Here is a 24,398-nt window from a genome sequence, read left to right as displayed (position 1 = left end):
AAATAAAGATCAGGTTCATGCCACGTCGTCCGTGGTCCACCGGTTGTTCACACAGCGAAGGATCTGCAAGGGGTTCGCGTTCCGCAGCTCGGCAGGCAACAACGCCTCCGGCGCATCCTGGTAACAGAACGGCCGCACAAACCGGTATAGTGCATCCGTACCGACAGACGTGAACCGCGCATCGGTCGTCGCCGGAAACGGTCCGCCATGCTGCATCGCCTTGCATACTTCCACCCCCGTGGGCACGCCGTTAAAGATCATACGTCCGCACTGCTTTTGCAACGCCAGCACCAGGTTCGTATAGTGTTTCAGCTCGTCTGCCGTGCCGAACAGCGAAGTCGTAAGCTGCCCCGGCAAGGCGGCCAGCGCGTCGCCCAGCTCGTCGGCGTTGTCGCAGGTGACCACGAGGGAGAACGGGCCAAAGACCTCTTCGTGCAGCGCAGGATTGCGGATAAAATCACGTGCATGTACCCGCGCCACCGCAGGCACGCCCTGCGTATCGTCGTCGGTATCCATCGCCGTGGCCACGACCGATACACCGGCTTGCGCCGTGGCATGCGCCTTTTTTATACTATAGTTCCTGGCAATGCCGGGGTGTAACATCTTCGCCGGTGCGCTGCCGTGAATAGCATTGCCCAACGCCGTGAGGAAATTACCCAGCCCGTCGCCACGCAGGGCAAACAGCAAGCCGGGGTTGGTACAGAACTGGCCCACGCCCTGTACGATGGAGGCCGCCAGGGTAGCGGGCAACGCAGCATGCGTCTTCATGATCTCGGGCAGCACAATGACCGGGTTGACGCTGCCCATCTCGGCAAACACGGGTATCGGGTTCGGCCGCTGTGCCGCCAGGTGATACAACGCCATGCCGCCTTGCTGCGAGCCCGTAAAGGCCACAGCCTGCGTCAGCGGATGCCGGACAAGTTGCTGCCCCACTTCGATGCTGGAGTCCTCGATGTGTTGAAACACATGCTGCGGCATGCCGGTGGCATTCACCGCCGCGCCGATCACCGCCGCTACACGTGCCGACGTGCGCGGATGGGCGGGATGGCTCTTCACAATGACCGAGCAACCCGCGGCCAACGCCGACGCCGTGTCACCTCCCGCCGTAGAGAAAGCGAAGGGGAAGTTGCTGGCACCAAACACCACCACCGGCCCGATGGGTACCTGCATCTTGCGCAGGTCGGGCTTCGGCAAAGGCTTGCGCTCCGGCAAGGCCGTATCAATGGTGGCCTGCACCCAGGTGCCCTGGTCGACCAGCGCGGAAAACTCGCGTAGCTGATTCGTTGTGCGTCCGATCTCACCCCGCAGGCGTGCCTCCGGCAAGTTCGTCTCCGCTTGCGCGAGGGCTACCAGCTCGTCTGTGATCGCGGCGATATCATCGGCAATTTTAAACAGGAAGGCCGCTTTGCCCGCGCCGGTTACCCAGCGGTAACGATCAAATGCCGCGGCGGCCTGTTGTAAAATAGTATCGATCTGTTGCTGTTCCATTATACTGTCGCGGTAGGTCTCACGGATTGCCCATTGCTGCGCGGCAGCACCGGCCGTTTCTTCAACGCTTCGCGGATAACGTGCAATACCTGTGTACGCTCCTCGCCTGCCAGCACCAGCCGCGGCGCGCGCACCGTCTCGGTACCCAGGCCCACTTCGGCTTCCGCCAATTTGATATACTGCACCAGTTTGGCAAATGTGTCCAGCTCCAGCAGCGGCATAAACCAGCGGTTGATCTCCACGGCTTCCTGGATGCGGCCTTCCCTGACCAGGTTATAGATGGCCACCGTTTCCTCCGGAAACGCACACACCAAACCGGCCACCCAGCCGTTGGCCCCGACCACCAGGCTTTCCATCGCCAGCGTATCCACACCGCTCATGATGCTGAAGCGATCGCCAAAGCGATTCACCATGCGCGTGACATTCACCACGTCGCGCGTCGACTCTTTTACCGCGTCGATGTTTTTGCTTTCGGTCAGCTCTTCAAACATATCCGGCGTCACCTCTACTTTGTAGTCGACGGGGTTGTTGTAGATCATGATCTGCAGATCGGTGGCCTTCGCGATGGTCTTGAAGTAGGTGACCGTCTCGCGGTGGTCGGATTTATACCGCATCGGCGGCAGCAGCATCAGGCCGTTCAGGCCGTTCTTCTGCGCGCTTTCGGCGATCTGCACGGCATCGCGCGTAGCGCCTTCGGCAATATTAAGCACCACCGGCACGCGGCCTGCCACCGTCTGCACCGTAAACTTCAGCAGCTCCTGCTTTTCTGCCGGCGACAGCACACTGGACTCTCCCAGCGTTCCGCCTATGATGATGCCGTGTACACCGGCCTTTAATTGTGCCTCTACGTTCTTCTCGAACGCCTTGAAATCCAGTTTGTCATCTGCCGTAAACTTGGTCGTTACCGCAGGAAACACGCCTTTCCATGTGATCATGATGAATATGGTTAAAATACCTGTTGACAAAAATAGGGCACGAACACCCCCCTGGATTGTACGCCATTACCTACTACTAATACGATTTATTCCCAATTACCTCCACTTTCCCCAATCGAAAGAATATTCGGTATCGATCCCACTGGGATGAACGGTAGTAAAAAGGCGCCCTGCGGCGCCTTTTTTACTATTTTGATCAATATCCGTCGTTCTGTCCCAGATTCGAGTTCGTCTCCCGCTGGGGCTGCGGTATGGGGTATACCTCCCGGAACTTCTCGCTCGGCGCGTGCGTCAACCACGACTTCGAGATATACACCGACTTACCTTTATTCGTCTGGAAGCGGATCAGGTCCTGTTTACGATGGTGCTCACCCACAAACTCCCACGCCAGCTCGTCAAGGAAGCGACCGTAGAGTATATCATCGCCGCCTTCCTCTTTTTTGATCACCCCGGCTTCATACGGCCCGTAGTGATACCGGCTTCCTTCGAGTAGCTCCGCCCCCGTCACTTCTGCCTTCTCCGGTTCACTGCGGAAGTTCCGCTTCCTTACCTCCGTCACGATCGCCGCGGCCTCATCGGCGGCGCCCGTGCGCAGCAAACACTCCGCCTTGATCATCAGCGCATCCGCATACCGGTAGAACGGCACATCGTTGCCCTTACCATCCAACCCCGCGATCTGGTACTTGATAAACCGGAAGCCTTCATTAAACTCGGCCGCATCCGCACTCGTCATGTAGTTGATATACTCGAACTGCACATCTTCCCCCGCCATGATCGGCGCGCCACCACTCGTAAACTGCGGACCGCCCAGCCAGCATTCGGCCAACCGGCTGTCGTCTGCGTCATAGGTATCGATAAACTGCGGAATCCCACAGCTTCCGCCCCACGGCGACTCCCGCATATTGTACGTAGACTGGCTCAACGCATGCAGCGTCTTGTACGGATAATACGATCCCGGCGCATTGATATCGTCGAAGGGAATCGAGAAGATCTGCTCCAGGTTAGACGCTGCATCGTTCGCTACCTTAAAGTTGTCTGCATAATTTGCCTGCAGGGCAAACTCGCCGCTTTCAATAATATCCTGCACCTGCGCTTGGGCATCGTCCCAGCGGGGCGTGCCGAAGTATACCTCCGAGTTCAAATACAATTTGGCCAGCGTCATCTTGGCGGCCCACTTCGTTACCCGGCCATAGGTTGTGCCGTCGGTCACTTCACTCAGCAGCGGCATGACCTCCGTCAGCTCGCTTTCAACAAAGTCGTACACTTCCTTGCCCGTGTTGTGTTCCGGCAGGTAGCCCTGCGGTAAATCGAACCGCGTCACCAGCGGCACACCACGGAAGTTGTCGAACAAAATGTAATAGTAGATCGCACGCAACGCCCGCAGCTCTGCGAGCGCTGTGTCTTTGCCTTCCACGTCGGCAAGGCCCTCGATGGTGAGCATGGCCTTGTTCGTATAGGTAATGCCGTTGTAAACGTTTACCCACAGGTTGTTGGCGTGCTCGATAAAGGGACCCCACGCGTGCTTGTGCAGATCCAGGTACAGGTCGCCCCACCCGTTGCCGACGCGGAACGGCGTCACGATCAGGTCGGATGATTCTTCGTATACGTCAAAGAGGCCGTTCCATCCCCAGTATACCGTCTGGAATCGGGTAAAGGCCGGCGCGATGATCGTGGTCAGGTCGTCTGCCGTCAGCTCGGTCTCTTCCGCCGTGATGATGTCGTACAGGTTCTCGTTCAGATCAGTACAGGAAAACATCGCCGTCGTAAAGGCCACGCCTGTTAAAAATCGTTTTATGGTTAGCATGTTCATAGTCTGTTAGTCTGTCGCTGTTAGAAGTTTACATTCACCCCCACGGTATAGGTCCGGATGGACGGGAACTTATCCCGGTTGTCGTTGCCCTGGAACAACAGGTCGTCGCGCCGGATCTCCGGGTCCACCCCTTTATACCCGGTAATGGTCGCCAGGTTCGAGCCGGAGACATACAGCCGCACGCCCCGGATAAACTTGAGGTTCGATACATTGACGTTATACCCCAGCGTAGCGTTGTCTACCTTCAGGTAATCGCCGTCTTCGATGTAATAGCTCACGTATGCCTGGCGCGTATAGCCCAGCAGCCGCTTGCCGTATACATTATCGAAGGCCGACTCCAGCACGTTGTAGTTGATGTTGGGATTTTCATAGAACATGCGCTGGAAGTTCAGGATCTGGAAACCGAAGGCGCCGTTCATCACCACGCTCAGGTCAAAATTCTTGTAGCGGAAAGTGTTGGTCCAACCCACCCGGTATTTGGGAATGCCGTTGCCCAGGATCTGGCGGTTGGGATCCTGCGACAGTACGTTGTCGTCCATCACGCGGCGCTCGCCGTTGGGCAGCTCGATCACCCACAGGCCGTCTTCGCTGATGTCCACCGACTTCAGGCCCCAGAAGTTACCAAGAGGTTGTCCTACCTCCACGCGGTGCGTGCTCATGGAAATGGGGTCGCCGGCGTCGCCGGTGTTGATATAGTCACCTTCGATCTTATACAGGTCGTTGGACAGGCTCAGCAGCTCGTTGCGGTTGTGTGACATCGTCACCGTCGAGCTCCACTCGAAATTGCTCGTACGCACTGGCGTGCCGCGCAGCAGGACCTCGACACCTTTGTTGTCCATCTCGCCCACGTTGGCCAGCGTGCGGTCGGCCAGGTTGGGCGGCGTGGGCACACGGTACTCGAACAACAGGTCTTTGGTTTTCTTGAAATAGCCGTCTATGCTACCGGTCAGGCGACGGTTGAACAGCTCGAAGTCCACGCCGATGTTCACTTCCTGCGATTTCTCCCAACGCAGGTTGGGATTGGGGTTCCAGCTGTTCTGCAGCGGCGGTACCCACTTGCCGTTGTTATAGAAGAAGCTGCCCGAGTAGTCCAGCGCCGTCTTGGACCGATACGAATCCGCGGGGATTACACCGGTCACGCCGTAGCCCGCCCGTAGCTTGAGCAGGGTAAGACCCGACACATTCGCCAGGAACGGCTCGCGGTTGATCAGCCAGCTGGCCGATGCCGACGGGAATGTACCCCATTTATAGTTCGTGCCGAACTTTGACGAGCCTTCGCGCCGCACACTGGCCAGCACGTTGAACTTGTCGCGGAATGTATACGCCGCCCGGCCGAAGAAGCCGATCAGCGTGTTGTCGTCCTTGTAGCTCGACATCCGCGCCAGCCCGTCGCGCATGGCATTGCCGGCGCCCAGGTTGTTATACGAATATTTGTCGGTCGGGAAGTCGTAGTTGTTGGCCCAACCCCCTTCGTTCAGGTTGTACTGATAGCTGTAGCCGCCCAATACGGTGACATGGTGGTCGCCCATCAGCCGCTGATACTGCGAGGTCAGCTCCAGGTAGTTGGTTTTGCTGTGAGTGTCGCTGCGCGAGGCAAAGCCGTTGCGGCCGTTGCGCGTGGTGGAATAGTGCTTTTTGGTTTCGGCATAGCCGGCAAAGCCGTCCTTCATTTCCTGGGCCACCATGAGGTTGGTCTTCCAGCCCGCCAGCGGTTCCACGGTGAGGTTGGACGTCAGACGTGTCCACGAATTGTTGAGCTCACCGTTCGTCTCTTCGATCATGGTCAGCGGGTTGTAATATTGGAACTTGACCGGATCGATCCAGTTGCCTTCGTCGTCCTTCACGTTCAACAGCGGATTCCTGATCAGGGCATTGCGGTAAATGAGCGGGTTGAACGAGCTGCCGTCGCCCAGCGCCCCGCGCTTCTGCACCCCGCGCAGCAAGTTGACGTTGATCTTGACCTTGTCTTCCAGCAGGTACTGGTTCAGGTCCAGCGACACACGAAACTCGTCGTTGTCCGACTTGAGAAAGATGCCTTCCTGCGAAATATAGTTTACGGCCAGCGAATAGGTGGACGACGCACCGCCGCCCTGTACCGACAGGTTGTGGTTCTGCGTATAGGCGGTGCGGGTGATCAGGTCCAGCCAGTCGGTGGCGCCCACACCGCCGTTGGCTTCGGCCTCCTCCACATAGTTGCTGACGAAGTCGAAGGTCTTGGCGTGCTCGAGGTATTCGCCCGCATCGAGGAACTCGGGTTTGCGGTAAATATTGGAAACCGCCGAGTAGTGGTTGTAGGCTACCGAGGGGGCGTGGTCGCGTTCGCCACCACGGGTAGTGATCAGGATTACGCCATTGGCGCCCCGTGTACCATAGATGGCCGCCGCGGAAGCATCTTTTAATACTTCGATCGACACGATATCGGCCGGCGCCACCGTATTAAAATCACCCGGGATGCCGTTGATCAGGATCAGCGGCGTGGTCGACCCGCTGATCGTCGCGATCCCGCGCAACGAGATATTGGGCCCCGCGCCCGGATCGCCGGAGCCATTGTCGATCACGAGACCCGCCACCTTGCCTTTGATCAGCTCGGAAGCATCGCGCATAGCCCCCGTGGTAAAATCCTTTTCTTTTACACTGGCAATAGCAGTGGTAACATTCTCCTTCTTTTGCGTGCCGTACCCGATCACGACAACCTCCTGCAGCGATTGCAGGTCGGGCATGAGCCGCACCTCGACGGAGGTCTGCGTGCCCACGACGACTTCTTCACTGAGATAGCCGACAAAACTCAGGATCAATACCGACTCGGGCCCCGGCACGGACAAGGTAAACTGTCCGCCGGCATCCGTCGTCGTCCCTTGCGATGTTCCCTTCAACATCACGCTCACCCCCGGCAGCGGCTCGTTGTCTTCCGAAACGACTTTTCCGGAAACCGCCACCTGCGCCACGGCCTGCTGATACAGCAACACCGACGCACAAAGCGCCAACACCGCCATCAAGCGTTTGGTAAAATACTTTCTCATGTAATCTTGGTTTAATTAGGTCTGTTACGATACATTGAAAGTAGAGAAATCGCGCACGCACGTTTTTCCAGAAATTATCCTGACGTAATACGATTTATTCTAAATGCCCGGTGTATACCGGCATGCATGGGAATATATACCTCATACCACGGGAGGTTGCTCAATATATATACTATACCGCCGTGCCTGTCCGGATATAGGTTCCCAGGTCCTGGGCAACGGGAAGCAAAAAAATACATGAACATAGGCGTAAAATCGCCGGGTGTAACATTTGCAAAAAGGGCCTTTCTCGTGCTAAATTGCTGGAAACCCTTCCCTGATGCCCTCCTTTTCGGCGGCCGGAAGATCATGCCTCGTCGCAACCGGCGTTCCGCAACGGCGAGGCCCTTTACACTCCTCGCAAATCCTCGCAAAAAGACTAATGCCACCCCATGGCCTCTGTATCATCGCAATACGCTAAAGGAAAGGCTATCCTGCTGATGCTGGCCATTGCGGTATGCCTTTGTATTCTCACCGGCATCACGATTTACCGGATCTACGACAAAAAGCGGGATGCGCAGGAATGGGTATCGCATACAAATCAGGTGATCTATTATGCCCAGCGTATCGAAGTAAACTTTCACCAGGCCGAAACCAACCAACGCGCTTTTCTATTAACAGGAGACAGCGCTTTTCTGAACCTGAACAAGGAGTCCCTGAAAGGTCTTTTTAACACTTTAAACAAAACACGTTTATTGATTTCGGATAATGACAGGCAAAGCCGAACCCTGGACAGCCGGCTGATCCCGGCGATAGAGGCACGCCTGCGCCACATGGAGAACACGATCCGGATGTTCGACCGCACATCCGTTGCGGGGGCGGTATACCTCCAGCGCGTCCGGGAAGGCAGTAAAATGGACTCGACCGTTGACGACCACCTGCGAACCCTGATGCAGGAAGAACAGCGGCTCCTGGCCACTCGCCAGGGGCATTTGGACTTCGCCACTTCCTGGGCGCAGCGGATCATTTACCTCGCATTGCTCCTGATCAGCACCGTCATGGTCATCGCTTATGGCGTCATCCTCCGCGCCCGGCGCCGCAACATGTCGCTGCTGGCATCGCTGGAAGACAACAACAAACAACTCGAAAGCCGGGTGGCTTCCCAAACGGCCAGCATCACGGCTACCAACCAGGAGCTGCAGCGCACAAACGATAACCTGGTTTCACTGAACGAAGAACTGCGCGCGTCGGAAGAAGAAGTGCGCACCAGCCTGGACTATATCACGTCGCTGAAGAACGCGCTTGAGAAAAGCGAGTCCCACCACCGCATGCTAGCCGAGAACTCGCTTGACATCATCGCGGTCTTCGACAGGGAAAACCGGTTCGAATACCTGTCGCCGGCCGTGGAACGGAGCCTGGGGTACACGCCGACCGAGTTGATCGGCACCCCGGGCATCGACCTGATCCACCCCGAGGACATTGTCAAGCTCACGCCGCCCGACACCATTGCCGAACAAGGCAATGAAATGCAGAGCCCCCACTTCCGGCTTCGCAAAAAGAACGGCGGATACGTTTGGATCGAAGCATACTCCAACCCCATTTTCAACGAACACGGCGAGGTGGTCAGGATACAAACCCTCAACCGCGACATCACCGAACGCAAAGCGATCGAGATCGCCTTACAAGAGGCCAAGGCAAGGGCGGAAGAGGCGACGAAGATCAAGTCTCAATTCCTGTCGTCCATGAGCCACGAGATCCGTACGCCCATGAATGCGGTGATCAACCTCACCAACATCCTGCTCGACAACGATCCGCGTGCCGACCAGCTCACCAACCTGAAGCTGCTGAAGTTCTCGGGCAGCCACCTGCTCGCGATCATCAACGACATCCTCGATTTCAGCAAGATCGAGGCGGGCAAGATGAGCCTGGAGTCCATTGCCTTCAACCTGCGCGAGATGCTTGCGCAACTCCAGGCCCTGAACGAACCCCGCGCCCGCGAAAAGAATATCGCCTTCACGCTGACGATAGACAACACCGTGCCGACGTTCGTCGTAGGCGACCCCGTGCGGCTCAACCAGGTATTGACCAACCTGGTAAGCAACGCCCTCAAGTTTACAAAGCAAGGTCAGGTATACATTACCGTAACGTCGGAGAAAAAGTCGGCAGACCTGAGCCAGGTAACGTTCACGGTACACGACACGGGCATCGGCATCGAACCGGACAAGCTCGACCTCATCTTCGAAAGCTTTTCCCAGGCCAGCACCGACACGACACGCAAGTTCGGTGGCACGGGGCTGGGGCTGGCCATAACGCGTAACCTGGTGTTACTCATGCAGGGCGAGATCGCCGTCGCCAGCGAGTACCAACGCGGCGCTACCTTTACCGTCACGCTACCGCTTACCCTCGACAGCACCCACGGCACGAGCCTGCAAACCGAAGCCCGCCCCGACGCGCTCGACACCCGCCTCAAAGGCAAAGTCTTACTCGTAGAAGACAACGACACCAACCAATATATCGCCCGTACATTCCTGGAGAAGTGGGGGCTCCAGGTATCCATTGCCAACAACGGCCAGGAGGCCCTCCAACGGGTACGCGACAAATCGCATCAGCTCGTCCTGATGGACCTGCAAATGCCCGTACTCGACGGCTATTCGGCCTCCCGGGCCATTCGCCAACTACCCGACGAGTACTTTCACACGCTCCCCATCATCGCGCTTACCGCCGACGCCATGGCGGAGACACGCTCCCGGATCGAAGAGGCCGGCATGCACGGACATGTATCCAAACCGTTCGACCCGCAAGAGCTGAAGCACGCCATAGCACAATACCTTCCACCCGACACCGGCGCACGGCAATGGCTGGAAAACTTCGACGCCTTTACCCTGGGCGATGCATCGTATAAAGCGAATCTGTCGAAACTGATCGCGGGCAATTTAACGGAGCTGCAAGCCTCCCTGTCGCACGCAGGCGAGGGTCTCGACTCTGTCGAAGAGTTCGCCGTGATGGTCCACAAGGTGAAGACCGCGCTGAAAATCCTGAAGAGCCAGGAACTGGACGAATGCATCGAAAACCTCCGGAGGGCGTTGCAGCACAAAAATGGGGCGCTGGATGAGACACTGGATCAGTTTATGGAGATCACAAATACGATCAAGGGCGAACTGCTGCGGCATGCCGTGGAGTAGCGGCGATCGTCGCCCCAGACAGGCCTGCTGGCGAGCGGGCTAAGACCTGCCAGATGCATACTAACTACCCCTGAAAAATTCGGTATAGTTTCGCCCATCTTCCAGGATATCCAATAGATATCCAATAGTTAACCAAGCTTTTTCCAATAGATATCCAATAGTTTTATAGATATTGAATATCTCTTCGAAATATTCTCCTTTAGAGAACCTTGATTATTCAGTACATTGAAAGATGCCCTCCTTTCCATACCCCTGGTTGGGACACTGTCAGATCTATGCCATTTCATGTTCCTGGTTTTTCACCAGGTTGTCGATGTAATCTTCCAGGGTGGTGGTACCACGCTTCGGGGTCTTTGCTACTTCGAAATTCTGTTCCAACGTAACGTCTGTCATGTTCATCATCGATACCGCGGAAGTTTCCGAGAAACCTGCTCCCATGAGAAACTCCTTCCATTTGTTGCGCTCAACGGTCACTGCTTTCACAGGATTGCCGAGCGCTTTGCCGAAGGCATCGGCAACATCGTGCGGGGTATAGTCGCCGGGGCCGGTGACGTAGTGCAGGCCGGTGCTTTCCTTGGGTTCCAGTAAGAGGTCGGCGGCGAAGTGTGCGATGTCGGCCGGAGCGACCATCGGGATCTTGAAATCCACTGGAAACAGTGTGAAGATCTTTCCTACCGAGCGGGCGGTGCGCAGGTCCATATCAAAATTGCTCATGTAGTACGAGCCGCGCAAGATGGTGACATACCGTTGTGTCATGGCGAGGGATTGTTCCATGCCATACAATACGTCGAGGTCGCCGAGCTGATCGCCCGGCTGGGCACCATAGGTGGATTCGGCTACGATCTTTTCAATCGAAGAATCTTCCAGGGCCGACAGGATCGAACTCAGTGATTGCTTTTCGTCGGCAGAGGCGTCGCCGGTAAAATTACCCGGCGGGTTGAGTAAATACAGGCGCGTGCCCTTTTTGAAAAGTGCGCGCAGCGCGTCGGTGTCCTGCACGTCGACGACCGCGGCCGTTGCGCCGGCGGCTTCGATCTGTGCCACATTGTCCCGGTTACGTGTCACACCCGTGACCTGCTCGCCCCGTTCCGCCAGCAGCCTGATCAACACCGATCCGATATGTCCGGTGGCTCCCAATATGATATGCATACGCGATCTGTTTAGTATTTCCACCGTATGCGATAAAAAACCATTCCCAGCGCCGGGGCGCGTCCTCCCCTTCCATTTTTGCATACACCCTTCGGAATCCGAAGGGTGGCGCGGGGCCGTCGATGATCAGAACCCTGATTTACAAGCCCTTACAAATTCCGCACAGTCTTTGGTCCAGGGACTGCGATTGTAAACAACAACGACTATGATCACTGAAAAAATCGCGTTGGTAATGCTGGAGGGCGAAGTTCCCGCCGGCCACGACAACGCCCAACTTGCCCGCCAGTTTTCTGGGGCCGCCTTCGGCGGTAGACTATAACGCCGCCGGTTCTGCCGGTAGCAACAAAGGTCCGGGCAACCCCGATTACCTGGTGGTCGTCCAGGCACGCATCGATACCTTCCTGGTGCATAACCCGGGGGTTACGAAGGAACAAATTCCTGCCGACCTGGTCACCGCTTCGGGCAGCGGCCTTGCCCCACACATTTCGCCGCAAGCGGCGCGGGTGCAAATTGCCCGCATCGCCCACGTGCGGGGTGTGACGCCCCAGGCGTTGGAAACCCTGGTCAACACGTACACCGAGGCCCCCTTGCTGGGCTTGTTCGGCCCGGCCCGGGTGCATGTACTCCGCCTGAACATTGCCCTTGATCAAATAAACCCGTAGCTTTTCACCCAATCTATATTCATGAAAAACACTTTTATTCTCGTCCTTCTTTGTATCACCACCATCGTCCGGGCGCATGTGGCGCAGGACACACTCAAGCCCTCGCCTTTTGCGGTGAGCGGCTATATAGAGGCCTATTATCTGTATGATTTTAACCAACCCGGCAGCAATACACGGCCGCCGTTCGTATACGCGTACAACCGGCATAACGAAGTAAACATCAACCTGGGTTTTATACGGGGTGCCTATACGACAGAAAATGTACGCGCCAACCTGGCGATCATGACCGGCACGTATGCCAACGCCAACCTGGCGGCGGAGCCGGGTGTGCTTAAAAACATCTACGAAGCCAACGCCGGTGTCAGACTTTCGTCTACGCGGAACCTGTGGGTGGATGCCGGTATCTTCAGCTCACACATCGGTTTTGAGAGCGCCGTCGGCAAGGACTGCTGGTCGCTGACGCGCAGCATTATGGCCGAGAATTCGCCCTACTACGAAGCGGGTGCGAAGATCTCGTATACCACCGACAATGGTAAATGGTTTGTGTCGGGCCTGATCCTGAACGGCTGGCAACGCATTCAGCGGGTGGACGGCAATTCGCTTCCTTCGTTCGGCACCCAGGTCACCTTCAAACCATCCGACAAGGTTACGCTGAACAGCAGCAGCTTTGTAGGCACGGACAAACCCGACAGCGCCCGCCAGATGCGCTATTTCCATGACTTCTATGGCATCTTTCAGGTGTCGAAGAACGTGGGCATCACCGTAGGGTTTGATTATGGGGTAGAAGAAAAGAGCCCGGAGACCAGCTCGACCAACCCCTGGATCTCACCGATCATCCTTGCGAAGTTCACCGTTAGCGACAAGCTGGCCCTGGCGGTGCGGGGTGAATATTATCACGATGCGCACGGGGTGATCATCGCCACCGGTACACCGAACGGCTTTAAGACCGCGGGCGTTTCAGCCAACTTCGATTATCAGCTCAACGCCAACGCCCTGTGGCGGGTAGAAGTGCGTCATTTCACCAGCAAAGACGCGATCTTCGAAGATGATAACGACGTTTCAAAAAACAATACCTTTGTAACGACTGCACTGGCTATAAGTTTTTAGGGCATGTCATATCGCTGCCCACCACCACCACAGAAGCACCCACACCGGGTGCTTCTGTACTCTTTAAACACCACGCCGTGATTCCAGCCGACTCTTTTATGCGCGAAAAAGAAGAATCTGTTCAGCACTTTCTGAACCTGATCCGGAAGTCCCGGCGCGGCAAGTTCAAGGTATACATCGGCATGAGCGCCGGTGTAGGCAAGACGTATCGCATGCTGCAAGAGGCGCACGGCCTGGTACGCAACGGCGTGGATGTACAGATCGGTTATATTGAAACGCACAACCGGCGCGAGACGCACGCGCTGACCGATGGACTGCCCGGCACGCCTACGGGCACCGGGCTGGGCCTCGCGATCTCGAAGGAGTTTATCGAAGCGCAGGGTGGCGGCGTACAGGTGGAAAGCGAGCCTGGCAAAGGCAGTACGTTCTCGTTTCATTTGCCGGTAGCCGGATAAGCTTGTATCTCCCGTATATAACCGATATCTTTCATTCAATACTTTAATAAGATTCCCATGGCCTATCACGAACCCCTGGCAGACCGCACGCGCGAAGCACTAGCCTTCCACCCGGCTCTTGGTGAAAAAGATGTCGAAGAAAAAAAGATGATGGGCGGGCTGGCGTTTATGGTCGATGGTAAAATGTGCGTGGGTATTATGAAGGATGCACTGATGGTGCGCGTGGCACCCGAGGCATACGATGCTTCTCTCCGGCGCAAAGGCTGCCGGCAGATGGACTTTACCGGAAAAGTGTTGAAAGGCTTTGTGTTGGTCGATCCCGAAGGTACTAAAACCAAGAAGGATCTGGATTATTGGGTATCACTGGCCCTGGCTTTTAACGACGATGCGAAGGCGTCCCGTAAGAAACGGTAGCGTCTGTTCTTCTAATGAAAATTCCTTCCCTTGGGGAATATGCTTCCCTGGATCACGGCTTGCCGGTCTTTGCTGACGGCCGTGGGTTCGGTAGTTTCGTCGGCGCGTGAGCGTGGGCCTACCGCCATCGTTTCGCGGGGGCCGACCAATCCCTGTAACAGGGCCGATACGTTAAAGCAGCGTTGCACGACCACGTGTATGACCTCGCCTTCGCGTTGCACTTTGCCGTGTACCATCAGCAGCTTGGACTGGATGATCTCTTTACGGTATTTGTCAAACAAGCGCTGGAAGACGACCAGGTTGCCCGGGCCAGTCTCGTCTTCGAGGGTAATAAAACAAATACCGGTCGCCGTGCCGGGCCGTTGACGTACCAATACCAGGCCGGCAACTTTTACCAGGTCGCCGTCTTTCAGGGCAGACAAGCCACCCAGGGGTGTAACGCGCAGCTGATCCAGTTGTGCACGGACAAAGCTGACGGGATGGGCTTTGAGCGACAGCGACGTGGCGGCATAGTCTTGCACTACGTGCTCGGACAACGCCATGGACGGCAATGTGATATTTTCTTCGACCGCCTCGCAGGCATGCTGCCCGGGGAACAATGCCTTCGGGCCATCTTTGACCGATACTTCCCACAACGCCTGGCGGCGGTCGAGGCCTACCGAGCGAAAGGCGTCGGCTTCGGCCAATGCTTCGAGGGCTGCCTGCGGCACGCCCACCTCGCGCAGGGTATGGATGGATGTATATCCGCCCTTGCGCTGCTTTACGAGCGCTTCCATATCTTCCTGGCGCAGGCCGCTGGCTTGCCGGAAGCCGAGACGCAGGGCGCAATATTTATCGGTACGTTCTTCCAGTGTATTGTCCCATTGCGAGTGATTGATATCGATGGGGCGCACTTCTACACCGTGCTTACGCGCATCGATGATGATCTGGGCGGGTTGGTAAAACCCCATGGGCATACTGTTGAGCAAGGCCCCGGCAAAGACATCAGGGTAATAACATTTTAGCCACGAGGACACATATACCAGCAACGCAAAGCTTGCAGCATGACTTTCAGGAAAGCCATAACTACCAAACCCTTCCAACTGCCGGAACACCCGCTCGGCATATTCCTGCAGATATCCCTTCCCAATCATGCCACGGATGAGCTTGTCCCGAAAATAGGAAACCTGGCCTTTGGCTTTAAAGGTAGCCATGCTGCGACGCAATTCATCCGCTTCGGCGGGTGTAAAACCAGCCGCCACAATGGCGATCTTCATCGCCTGTTCCTGAAACAACGGCACTCCCAGGGTGCGTTTAAGTATGTCCTCCAGCTCCGGCGAAGGATATTCTACCTTCTCTTCACCGTTGCGACGGCGAAGGTAGGGATGCACCATGTCACCTTGTATTGGACCAGGCCGTACAATAGCCACCTCGATCACGAGGTCATAAAAACAATTGGGTTTGAGGCGTGGTAACATCGACATCTGTGCACGGCTCTCGATCTGAAAAACGCCAATGGTATCTGCGTGACTGATCATTTTATATACTTCAGCATCGTCTTGTGGAATATTTGCCAACGTAAGATTGAGATTGTGGTGTTTCTCCGCCAAAACAAACGCTTTACGAATACAGGTAAGCATACCCAGCGCGAGCACATCGATCTTCAGAAACCCCAACGCTTCGATATCGTCTTTGTTCCACTCGATGCACGTACGGTTTTCCATGCGCGCATTGAGCACCGGGCACAGGTCGGACAGCTTACCCTGTGTGATAATAAAGCCACCGGTATGCTGCCCGAGCTGCCGGGGGAAACCGATGAACTGCGCGGTGAGCGCTAATACCTTTTTTATCGTGGGCTCATCGGGATTGAGCCCCTGACTGATAATGCGGTCGCGGTCGAAGCCTTCTTCGCGAAAGCTCCAGATCAGTCCGGCCAGGCGATTGATGGTATCGACGGATAAGCCCATCGCCTTACCGACATCGCGGATAGCGCCCCGGTGGTGCTGCTGCGTGACGGTGGCCACAATGGCGGCACGGTCGCGGCCATACTTGCCGTAGATATACTGCATCACTTCCTCGCGCCGTTCGTGCTCGAAGTCCACGTCGATGTCAGGGGGCTCGTTGCGTGCGGAAGAAATGAACCGTTCGAACAACAGGTCAAACTTAGAGGGGTCTACCGAGGTAATACCCAAACAATAACATACCGTGGAGTTGGCGGCGGAGCCACGCCCCTGGCAGAGGATCTTCTGCTTGCGGGCGTAGCGCACGATGTCGTGCACTGTCAGGAAATACGGAGCATAGCGCATCTGCTCCATAAACGCCAGCTCATAGCGAATAGCCGCCTGTACCTTGTCGGGGATCTTTTCGCCGAAAATCTCGTGAGCGCCTTTCCACGTAAGGTAGGTCAGCTCCTCTTGCGGCGTGCGTCCTTCTTCGGTAAGCTCTTGCGGATAATGATATTTCAGCTCGTCGAGTGAAAATGTGCAGGCGGCGGTGATCTCCTGGGTGCGTTGCAATGCCTCGGGATATTGGCGGAACAGCCGCTCCATTTCGTCTACGGGCTTGAGATACCGCTCGGCGTTGGGATGCAGCCGGAAGCCGGCGGTATGAATGGTACATTTCTCTCGCGCGCAGGTAACGATGTCTTGCAGCTCGCGCCGCTCGGGGGCATGGTAATGTACGTCGTTGGTTGCCACCATGGGGACGTGCAGCTGCCGCGCCAGCTGGTCGATGCGAAACAGGCGCTTGGCATCATCGCCCCGGTAGGTGCGGCTGGCGGCGATGTATAGTGCTTCGCCCAGTGCCTCGCGGTATTCCTGCACATCCTGTATAAAGCCGGCATCCAGCTCGAAGCGCTCGTTGAGCGGCGGGGGCAACACGATCAGCTTACACGCTTTCAGCTGGGTATAGACATCGTGTTTATAGAGATGACAGTCGCCTTTTTCAGCCCGCAGGTTTCCCGTGGTGAGCAGGCCCGACAGGCTGGCATAGCCTTGCAGGGTGGTGGGAAATGCCAGTAACGGCGGACCATCCTGCAGATCGAGGCGACACGCGGGTATATACCGGATGTTGGCATTTTTGGCGGCTACGTGCCCGCGGACGATGCCGGCCAGGGTATTGCGGTCGGTAATGGCTATGGCTGTATAACCATGCGCGGCGGCTTGCTGTACCATCTCCTCGGGGTGTGACGCACCGCGCAGGAAGCTGAAGTTCGTTGTAACCTGTAGCTCGGTATATGACATGTCTCCTCCGTTTTCAGATCAGGCCAGGAAGCCGTGAATAAACCATTGGTATATTTTTTCGTGGTAGTGGCCCAGGCGGAACAACCAGTAGCGACGTCCTGCATCATCTTCCACGCGGTAATAGTCGCGGTGCTGGCCTTGCTGCAGCCACCACTCCTGCTCGATGCGCTCGGGACCGTCGGCACGTACGATGGTGTGCAGTTGTCCCTTGTAGCGGAACAGCATGGGGGGATGGTCGGGTGTCAGCGCCGAGACCTCGACGCGTTCGGGTATTGCCAGCAATTGCACCGGGCGCAAGTGGCCTATGCACCAGGGCGCGGTGGGTTGCTCTTGCAGGGAGACCGCGCGGCGGAACGAGCGCTCCGGCCAGTAATGCTCGTCCGGCATATACCGGTGTATGACCTCCGGGCCTAAGCGGCCCGAGAGGCGATCGATCAATTCAGACAGGCGCAGGTCATCGAGGCCGCCATGACCTTCCCATAACTTCTCCTGGTGGTCGTAGTGCTCTTCCACCTTCGACGCTTCGAGTATGAACAGCTCGATACCGAGGGCCGGCTCGAGGGTGGGCAGGGATGTTTCGAATAATTTAAACAAATGTTGCGGGCTGTTCGACGGGCGATGGGTTCCGATCGACACCTGCTCTACTTTGCCATCGACGCGGTATCCTTTCAACACTGCGGCGCGCAGGCCCTTCTGCTCTTGCTGCAGGCGTTTACACAAGGTTTGTAACAATTGCTCCAGTCCTATGGCGATGCCCGTCGCGGTGACGATCGGCTCCAGGCAAGGCAGGCGCTCCTGGTAGGCTTCGACCGGTTGTACGGGCGCCAGCACTTCGTCTTCGTGGCCGAGTGCCTGGCCCAGCCGTTGCAAGAAGGACTCGCCAAAGCGGCGGCGCAGCGATGGGCGCGGCAGGTGTATAAATTGCCGGACCTGGTGCAGTCCCAGCTTGTGCATGCGGGCAACAGCGTCGGCTTCGAGCCGCAGCGCTTCGGGCGGCAATGTCAGCAGCGTGTCGAGGTGGCGCTGGGGTTCGATCACCCACGGCGCGCGGCCAAAGCGCGCCACGCCCCAGGCCCGCCCGGGGGTATCGGCCATGGCAGCCTGCACATCATACTGACGGGCCTGTAACTTCCTGACAATTGCCTGCAGGTAGGGTGTTTCGCCGCCCCACAGGTGGGCACAGCCCGATACGTCCAGGAGTAATCCATCGGGCAGGTCTACGGCAACGACCGGTGTAAACCGGATGCACCACTCGGCCAGGCGGTGCAGCAGCTTGCGGGCCAGCCCCGGTCTTTCGGGCAGTGCCTGCAACGTAGGCTCTACTGCACGGGCATCGGCCAATGCCATGCCGACATGAATGCCGCGGGCTTCGGCCACGGCGTTGGCGGCTACGATCATTACGCGGCCGTGTACCGGCGCGGTGAGTACAAAAGGTTGCTTGCGCCGTTCGGGCTCCTGGAGCGAGAACCAATCCGTCATCAAGTGCCGGAACCAAACCGATACATACCTGCCCGCCATATCATCCCACCTGTTGTTGTTGTTCGTGCACCGACTCCGTTTTATATACCGGTGTGAATTTGTTGTCTTCCCACCGTATGTTCCACACACCGGTCTTGCCGTTGCGCATGCGCAGCAGCTCGACCTGCCACTGCGGAAATCCCAGTCCGGGTAAACCCGCATCGGGCTCGCTGGCCACCGGTGTGATGCGCCACCGCGACACGCAGGCTGTAGTGCCCACGTTGCGTTTAGCGTGCCGCAGAACAAAGCCGGTTACGCGGCTCTGCTCCACCGCCAGTTGCAGGCGGCGGGAAGCGGTAAAGCTCATCTCTCCTACTTCGCCCACGACGGCCGCCAGGGCGCCGCATTTGAGGGCTTCTTCCATGGCCCACAATACGTCGCGTTCTTTTTTCAGGTCTAAAAAGATAAAGCGATGCGGCGATATACCAAACCCTTGCAAGGCCGGTGGAAAAAGCCTGCGTGCAGCACTGACCCACAGGGCGACGCCTTTGTCGCCCATGAGCGGTGCCAGCAGGCCGGCCATGAAACCACTGGTGGCTGCACCTTGTTCCATGCTGGCCGAAAGGAATTCGTGTACGGCCCCCACGGGGAATGTACCATTGGGAAAAGCTTCCTGAAAAGGTCCCAGACTAACATCGCCTGCCGCATGACTGCCGGGCCGGAACCCTTCGAGGCGAAGGATCTCGCGTTGCAACGTGGCAATGATATCGGCTTTTTCCGCAGACATGGTGGGCTCTTTTTTTCATTCTGTTTGGGAAGAGCAAAGCTAGCTAAAAACTAACTTAATTAGCTATTAAATCTAATAATATTAGTTTATCGCTAGACTTTACGCGGAATCTGGCCCGAAATAGTCGATTACAGCGCTTCAGCAGTGGGGAAGTCGACCGGCACGTCGGTGAGGGCGTAAACATAATTGGTGAAGATCCGCGCGGTAACCAGACCCGTCAATTCCACCAGGGCAGCTTGCGGATATCCCGCGGCAAAGAAATCATCCACCAGGGCCTGATCGGCATGGCCGTGATCCTCAACGATCGATTTGGCGAGACGAAGAATGACGTTTAACCGTTCATCGCCGGTGTGGCCACGGCGAATGTCCAGCGTTTCGGCTTTCGTAAAACCTTTGGAGGTGGCGAGAATGGTGTGGGCGGCTAAACAGTACGCACATTGATTTATTTCAGACACGATCAGGGCGATGGCTTCGCGTTCTTTGGGTGTAAAGACGCCGCTGTTCAGCGATGCTTCAAAGTCAAGGAAGCCTTTTAAGGCCGATGCAGAATAACCGATGGTGGCATACAGGTTGGGCAGCTTGCCAACTTTCTTTTTGATTTGATCAAAGAGTGCTTGCGATACGGGACTCACTTCTGCGGTGAGGGGAACTTGAATGGTTTTCATACTATATTTTAATTTTCTACTCCGTTATACGAGCCCAGCATCAAAAAGAGACATGCAAAATATAGGACAAAAAGGACTGTGTATAGGACAATTTCGCCACGAAGAAATTTATACTAACCGGGGAACTTTTAATGATCTATAATCTGTTTTAGAATCAGACGTGTACAAAGTTTATAACTTGTGATCTATAAGAAAGAAGAGGCTCCCTCCTATCGAGGCAGCCTCTTTATCTTTGTATATGTATTAATGGTAACTTACATCCCAGCCAAGGTCTTCTCGCAAGCTTTCCAGCTTCTCTACAACATCTTGCGGTAGCTGGTTGTTCGTTTGGTATCCATAATGGAAGAACCCGTTCCGAATGTTTTTTGCCACAGCGTTGTTGTAAATATTCCCTACAAAAACACTGTAATCATCGACCCAATGATACACGTTGACATAATGCAGGTTGTGCTGTGACGGCAAAATTACATGCGCCGTATGAAATTCCAGTGAAATGCTATCCAGCTTGGTTTGGCTGGAAAGATCGAGGTCTACTACGGTTCCACGGTGGGTCATAAAGTCCTGACCAAATATAAAATGCCGCAGGTTGGTCAACGCATGGATATCCATGGCTTTTAATCCCGGGTCGCATAAGGAGATGAGTGTCATGGACACAATCTTATCCAGGTCTCCCTGAACGGTAATCGTGTGCAGGCTACTGTAATCAAAGTTGTATCGTTCTCCGAAGAGGCCGCTGTTGAATGTAAATTTTTCCATAAAGCCATTGCCCCACTCCGCATAGAGCACCCCGCTGCCCTCCATGCGAAAATTCAATTCCGGAGCAGGCCCGGTCATCCAGGCTCCACTCAGAATCATGGCAGGGCTGCCGGCAGGAGGCCCCTGCTCTAACACGATCTCCAGGGGAGTATCTTTGTGGAGCGCGAGATCCGACAAATTCATCGTCCGTTCGATTGAAACATAGCCAGGCTTGTTGATCCGAAGCACAAAGCCCCGCCCCCATTTCAAGTCACTGCTTTCTTCGATCGTATTGATCTTAGCCGCTAGTTGGCGCGCGGCAAAGGGGCCGAATGTTTCAATAAAAACTGCCTCTGCATCCGTCATTGTCAATCCTCCTTCGCTTGCTACAAAGACCGCGATGCGGAAATAGCTTGGCGCAGGCGCTATGCTAATGCCAAACGACGCATACCCAAAATCTTCCGGCTCCTGGTTTTCGGTAGAGACTACCTGCACGCTAATGTTGGTGACACCATCGACATTGACGGAAAAGTTAAACGGCACCGGTCTGTAAACATGCGTGGCCAACGGAGAACCTGCCTGGGGTATCAGGAATAATACCTCCGACGAATCCTGTACGATCCAAAAATCGGTGATCGTGTACTCACCCGGCTCCAGTCGCAGGGGCTCCGTCACCAAGCCGTTGCCAAGGTGTAGAATATTGATGCGCTCTTGCGATAACACGGGCGTGCCATCGGGTTTCGTCAGCGTGATCAGGACGGCGGCGCCATCGGGAATCTCTGCAGCCATCCTTCCATGGGTATTATCGCCCCCCGGCAACCCCAGGGAAAAGCTCACATCGCGCGGGGTAACCGCTTGCTGCTGTTCATCGCTACAAGACTGCGTGACACACAACAGTGTCACAAACAAGGTAAAAAGCAAAAGGGATTTTTTCATAGACAGTGATATTTAGGTTGAAAAAAGAATAAAGCACAGACCGGCGGAATATGTAAGTCATCCCGCTATTGCATTCAATACTTGCATTGAAACTCGCCAGGTATATACTGCCCGTTGTATCGACCTGGGAGCTATAAAGATTATAATAATACGTTGCTAACCCTTCAATACTAACCCGTCAACACATTTAGTGAACTAAAGTTAAACTATAATTGGTCGTATTTGGAAGAAGTGTCGGTAAGGTTTTATTTCTAATGTCATTCTAATACATGAGCGGCATCAATTGTGGTACGTGCGCTACAATAGGGTAAAAAAAGAGCGTCCCTCATGTGAGACGCTCTCTTTAGTATAATTTTCCCCAATCCTTACTTCCAGGGATCGAGCACTACCTTGACGCAGTCCTCTTCTTTCTCCTTGAATATTTTGTAACCGTGCGATACCTGGGACAGCGGCAACCGGTGTGTGATGATATCATCGAGCTTTACTTTGCCTTCTACCACGTACTGCAGCAGCTGGTCGATGTATTTGTGTGCAGGAGCCTGGCCACCTTTCAATACGATGCCCTTGTCGAAGAACTGTCCGACGGGGAAGTTGTCATAATGCACCGGGTATACGCCCAATACCGACACAATGCCGCCTCGGCGAACGGCACTCATACAGGCCTCCAGTACCTTCGGCGATCCCTTCTCCAGGTTGATGACGGCTTTGGCACGATCGAGCAGATTGCGGTCGGGTTCGAAACCCACGGCGTCGATACACACATCGGCGCCGCGACCCTGGGTCATTTCGCGGATCTTTTCGATCACATCTTTGGCATCATCGTCCCAGAGGATCGTCTCACACGCCGCGGTGGCTTGCGCTTTGGCCAGGCGATAGGGCAGGGTATCCACGATCACCACGCGGCCGGCACCGCGCAGCCAGGCGCTCTTGGCGGCCATGATGCCCACGGGGCCTGCGCCAAAGATGGCCACGGTCTCCCCTCCTTTTACTTCGCCCCAGTCCACACCGGTATAGCCGGTGGGAAATATATCCGTCAGAAAGAGCACTTGCTCATCGGTCAGGCTATCGGGCACACGGCGGGGACCGACGTCGGCATAGGGCACACGTACATATTCAGCCTGGCCGCCATCATAGCCGCCATACAGATCGGTATAACCGAAAAGCGCGCCGCCCTTTTCTTTCAGGATACCACCTTCGGGGCCATAGTGCTCCGGGTTACTGTGCTCACAATGCCCGGGCAAGTGGTGCGAACAGAAGAAGCAGTGACCGCAGGCAATCGGAAACGGTACTACTACACGGTCGCCTCGTTTTAGTTTGGTGACCGCGGAGCCCACTTCCTCTACAATGCCCATGAACTCGTGGCCGAGCACCATGGGGCGAGGCTGTGGCAATCCGCCGGAGTAAATATGCAGGTCGGAGCCACAGATGGCTGTGGACGTAACCTTGAGAATGACATCGCTGTTTTCTTTTATAACAGGATCGTCAACGGTATCGCATGTAACGCTGCGAGGTCCATGAATGCGTGCTGCTTTCATATTTCTGCGGGATTAATGGATCTGTCTTTCCTTTTTCTCCCGTGCGGGACCTTGCTGCTTTTTCATTTTGTCGGCCAGCGCGCCGTCGGGCGTGACGTTGCTCATGGCTACCTGCATTTTGTTCTTCATGCCGGATACCACCATGTCATCGCCCTTCATCATGGCCTCGTAGCCATCCTTCGCGGCATCGGCCGCCAGGTCGAGGTCGCCTTCCTGTACGATCTTCGAACTGTTCATGTCGGCCTTGTTGAAGAAGTCGGTGTCGGTGGCACCGGGTAGCAGGGCCGTGACGGTGACGCCTTTGTCTTTTACTTCGCTGCGCACGGCTTCTGTAAACGACTGCACAAAGGCCTTGGTGCCGTGGTATACCGACTGCCAGGGGCCGGGCATCTTGCTGGCGATCGACGAAAGGTTCATGATGCGGCCGTGTCCCTGCGCCACCATGTCGCGCAGGAAGAGCTTCGTAAGGATCACCAGGCTGGAGATGTTCAGGTTGATGATATCCAGCTCACGCCGCAGGTCTGTGTCGAGGAACTCGCCGTATTGCCCCTGGCCGGCGTCGTTAATGAGGATTTCGATCTGCAGGTTCTTCGTTTTGATGTCGTTGTACAGATCAAACGCGTGATCGGGCACAAAGAGGTCTTTCGAAATGTATGTCACCTCTACACCGAACTCGTTCTTAAGCTCGTTGCTTACGCGCACCAGGTCCTGCTCGTGGCGTGCGGCCAGGATCAGGTTATACCCATCTTTTGCCAGCAGCCGGGCAAGCTCGTAGCCGACGCCGCTGGTGCCGCCCGTAACGACGGCATATTGATTGTTCGCTTTCATAGTTTACAAGTTTTTTTATTTCCATCGATTGT

General features: G+C 55.8%; 16 protein-coding genes and 2 pseudogenes. 6 read left to right on the top strand and 12 right to left on the bottom strand.

Annotated features, from left to right (window positions below):
- Window positions 1–15: 15 nt before the first annotated feature.
- The 4 genes from KK078_RS05350 to KK078_RS05335 form a co-directional block, all read right to left on the bottom strand.
- Window positions 16–1,488, bottom strand: a complete 1,473-nt coding sequence (locus KK078_RS05350) for an aldehyde dehydrogenase (NADP(+)) (protein ID WP_254089218.1) — start codon at window positions 1,486–1,488, stop codon at window positions 16–18.
- On the bottom strand, window positions 1,488–2,420 hold the full coding sequence (locus KK078_RS05345) for a dihydrodipicolinate synthase family protein (RefSeq protein ID WP_254089272.1): 933 nt from the start codon (window positions 2,418–2,420) through the stop codon (window positions 1,488–1,490). Before KK078_RS05345 ends, KK078_RS05350 begins: the two co-directional genes overlap by 1 nt.
- A 199-nt stretch (window positions 2,421–2,619) precedes the next feature.
- Window positions 2,620–4,233, bottom strand: a complete 1,614-nt coding sequence (locus tag KK078_RS05340) for a RagB/SusD family nutrient uptake outer membrane protein (RefSeq protein ID WP_254089217.1) — start codon at window positions 4,231–4,233, stop codon at window positions 2,620–2,622.
- A gap of 20 nt (window positions 4,234–4,253) precedes the next feature.
- A complete protein-coding gene (locus KK078_RS05335; protein WP_254089216.1) occupies window positions 4,254–7,253 on the bottom strand; it encodes a SusC/RagA family TonB-linked outer membrane protein in 3,000 nt (999 codons plus the stop codon).
- A gap of 431 nt (window positions 7,254–7,684) precedes the next feature.
- Between KK078_RS05335 and KK078_RS05330 the strand changes: the two genes are divergently transcribed.
- On the top strand, window positions 7,685–10,414 hold the full coding sequence (locus KK078_RS05330; RefSeq protein ID WP_254089215.1) for an ATP-binding protein: 2,730 nt from the start codon (window positions 7,685–7,687) through the stop codon (window positions 10,412–10,414).
- A 273-nt stretch (window positions 10,415–10,687) separates the two neighbouring features.
- Here KK078_RS05330 and KK078_RS05325 read toward each other — a convergent pair whose 3' ends face one another.
- On the bottom strand, window positions 10,688–11,563 hold the full coding sequence (locus KK078_RS05325; protein ID WP_254089214.1) for an NmrA family NAD(P)-binding protein: 876 nt from the start codon (window positions 11,561–11,563) through the stop codon (window positions 10,688–10,690).
- A gap of 287 nt (window positions 11,564–11,850) precedes the next feature.
- Here KK078_RS05325 and KK078_RS05320 point away from each other — a divergent pair.
- From KK078_RS05320 to KK078_RS05300, 5 genes and pseudogenes are all read left to right on the top strand, one after another.
- Window positions 11,851–12,225, top strand: a pseudogene (locus tag KK078_RS05320) (potassium-transporting ATPase subunit C); the annotation flags it as partial.
- Between the two features lie 21 nt (window positions 12,226–12,246).
- Complete coding sequence (locus KK078_RS05315) at window positions 12,247–13,332, top strand: porin (protein ID WP_254089213.1); 1,086 nt, start codon at window positions 12,247–12,249, stop codon at window positions 13,330–13,332.
- 98 nt (window positions 13,333–13,430) lie between these two features.
- A pseudogene (locus tag KK078_RS30620) lies at window positions 13,431–13,661 on the top strand (sensor protein KdpD); the annotation flags it as partial.
- Window positions 13,635–13,787 carry an ATP-binding protein gene (locus KK078_RS30615; RefSeq protein ID WP_317195870.1) on the top strand — a complete coding sequence of 51 codons (153 nt, stop codon included), beginning with the start codon at window positions 13,635–13,637 and terminating at the stop codon, window positions 13,785–13,787. The pseudogene KK078_RS30620 and the gene KK078_RS30615, both read left to right, overlap by 27 nt.
- 57 nt (window positions 13,788–13,844) lie before the next feature.
- Complete coding sequence (locus KK078_RS05300) at window positions 13,845–14,201, top strand: TfoX/Sxy family protein (protein WP_254089212.1); 357 nt, start codon at window positions 13,845–13,847, stop codon at window positions 14,199–14,201.
- Window positions 14,202–14,212: 11 nt separating this feature from the next.
- On the opposite strand, the gene KK078_RS05295 is transcribed toward KK078_RS05300, so the two are convergent.
- The 7 genes from KK078_RS05295 to KK078_RS05265 form a co-directional block, all read right to left on the bottom strand.
- A complete protein-coding gene (locus tag KK078_RS05295) occupies window positions 14,213–17,422 on the bottom strand; it encodes an error-prone DNA polymerase (protein WP_254089211.1) in 3,210 nt (1,069 codons plus the stop codon).
- Window positions 17,423–17,440: 18 nt separating this feature from the next.
- Window positions 17,441–18,940 carry a Y-family DNA polymerase gene (locus tag KK078_RS05290; protein ID WP_254089210.1) on the bottom strand — a complete coding sequence of 500 codons (1,500 nt, stop codon included), beginning with the start codon at window positions 18,938–18,940 and terminating at the stop codon, window positions 17,441–17,443.
- Between the two features lies 1 nt (window position 18,941).
- Entirely contained in the window at window positions 18,942–19,667 is a 726-nt protein-coding gene (locus KK078_RS05285) for an ImuA family protein (protein ID WP_254089209.1), read from the bottom strand.
- 128 nt (window positions 19,668–19,795) lie between these two features.
- A complete protein-coding gene (locus KK078_RS05280) occupies window positions 19,796–20,332 on the bottom strand; it encodes a carboxymuconolactone decarboxylase family protein (RefSeq protein WP_254089208.1) in 537 nt (178 codons plus the stop codon).
- Between the two features lie 243 nt (window positions 20,333–20,575).
- The gene (locus tag KK078_RS05275; RefSeq protein ID WP_254089207.1) at window positions 20,576–22,003 is read right to left on the bottom strand and encodes a hypothetical protein; all 1,428 of its coding nucleotides are present in this window, start codon (window positions 22,001–22,003) and stop codon (window positions 20,576–20,578) included.
- A 365-nt stretch (window positions 22,004–22,368) separates the two neighbouring features.
- The gene (locus tag KK078_RS05270; RefSeq protein WP_254089206.1) at window positions 22,369–23,538 is read right to left on the bottom strand and encodes a zinc-dependent alcohol dehydrogenase; all 1,170 of its coding nucleotides are present in this window, start codon (window positions 23,536–23,538) and stop codon (window positions 22,369–22,371) included.
- 12 nt (window positions 23,539–23,550) lie between these two features.
- Window positions 23,551–24,366, bottom strand: a complete 816-nt coding sequence (locus tag KK078_RS05265; protein ID WP_254089205.1) for an SDR family NAD(P)-dependent oxidoreductase — start codon at window positions 24,364–24,366, stop codon at window positions 23,551–23,553.
- Window positions 24,367–24,398: the final 32 nt, after the last annotated feature.

The organism is Dawidia soli, from assembly GCF_018598185.1.
Classification (GTDB): domain Bacteria; phylum Bacteroidota; class Bacteroidia; order Cytophagales; family Cyclobacteriaceae; genus Ohtaekwangia; species Ohtaekwangia soli.
The sequence above is the reverse complement of the archived record's forward strand: the minus strand, read 5'-3'. Positions and strand labels throughout refer to the sequence as shown.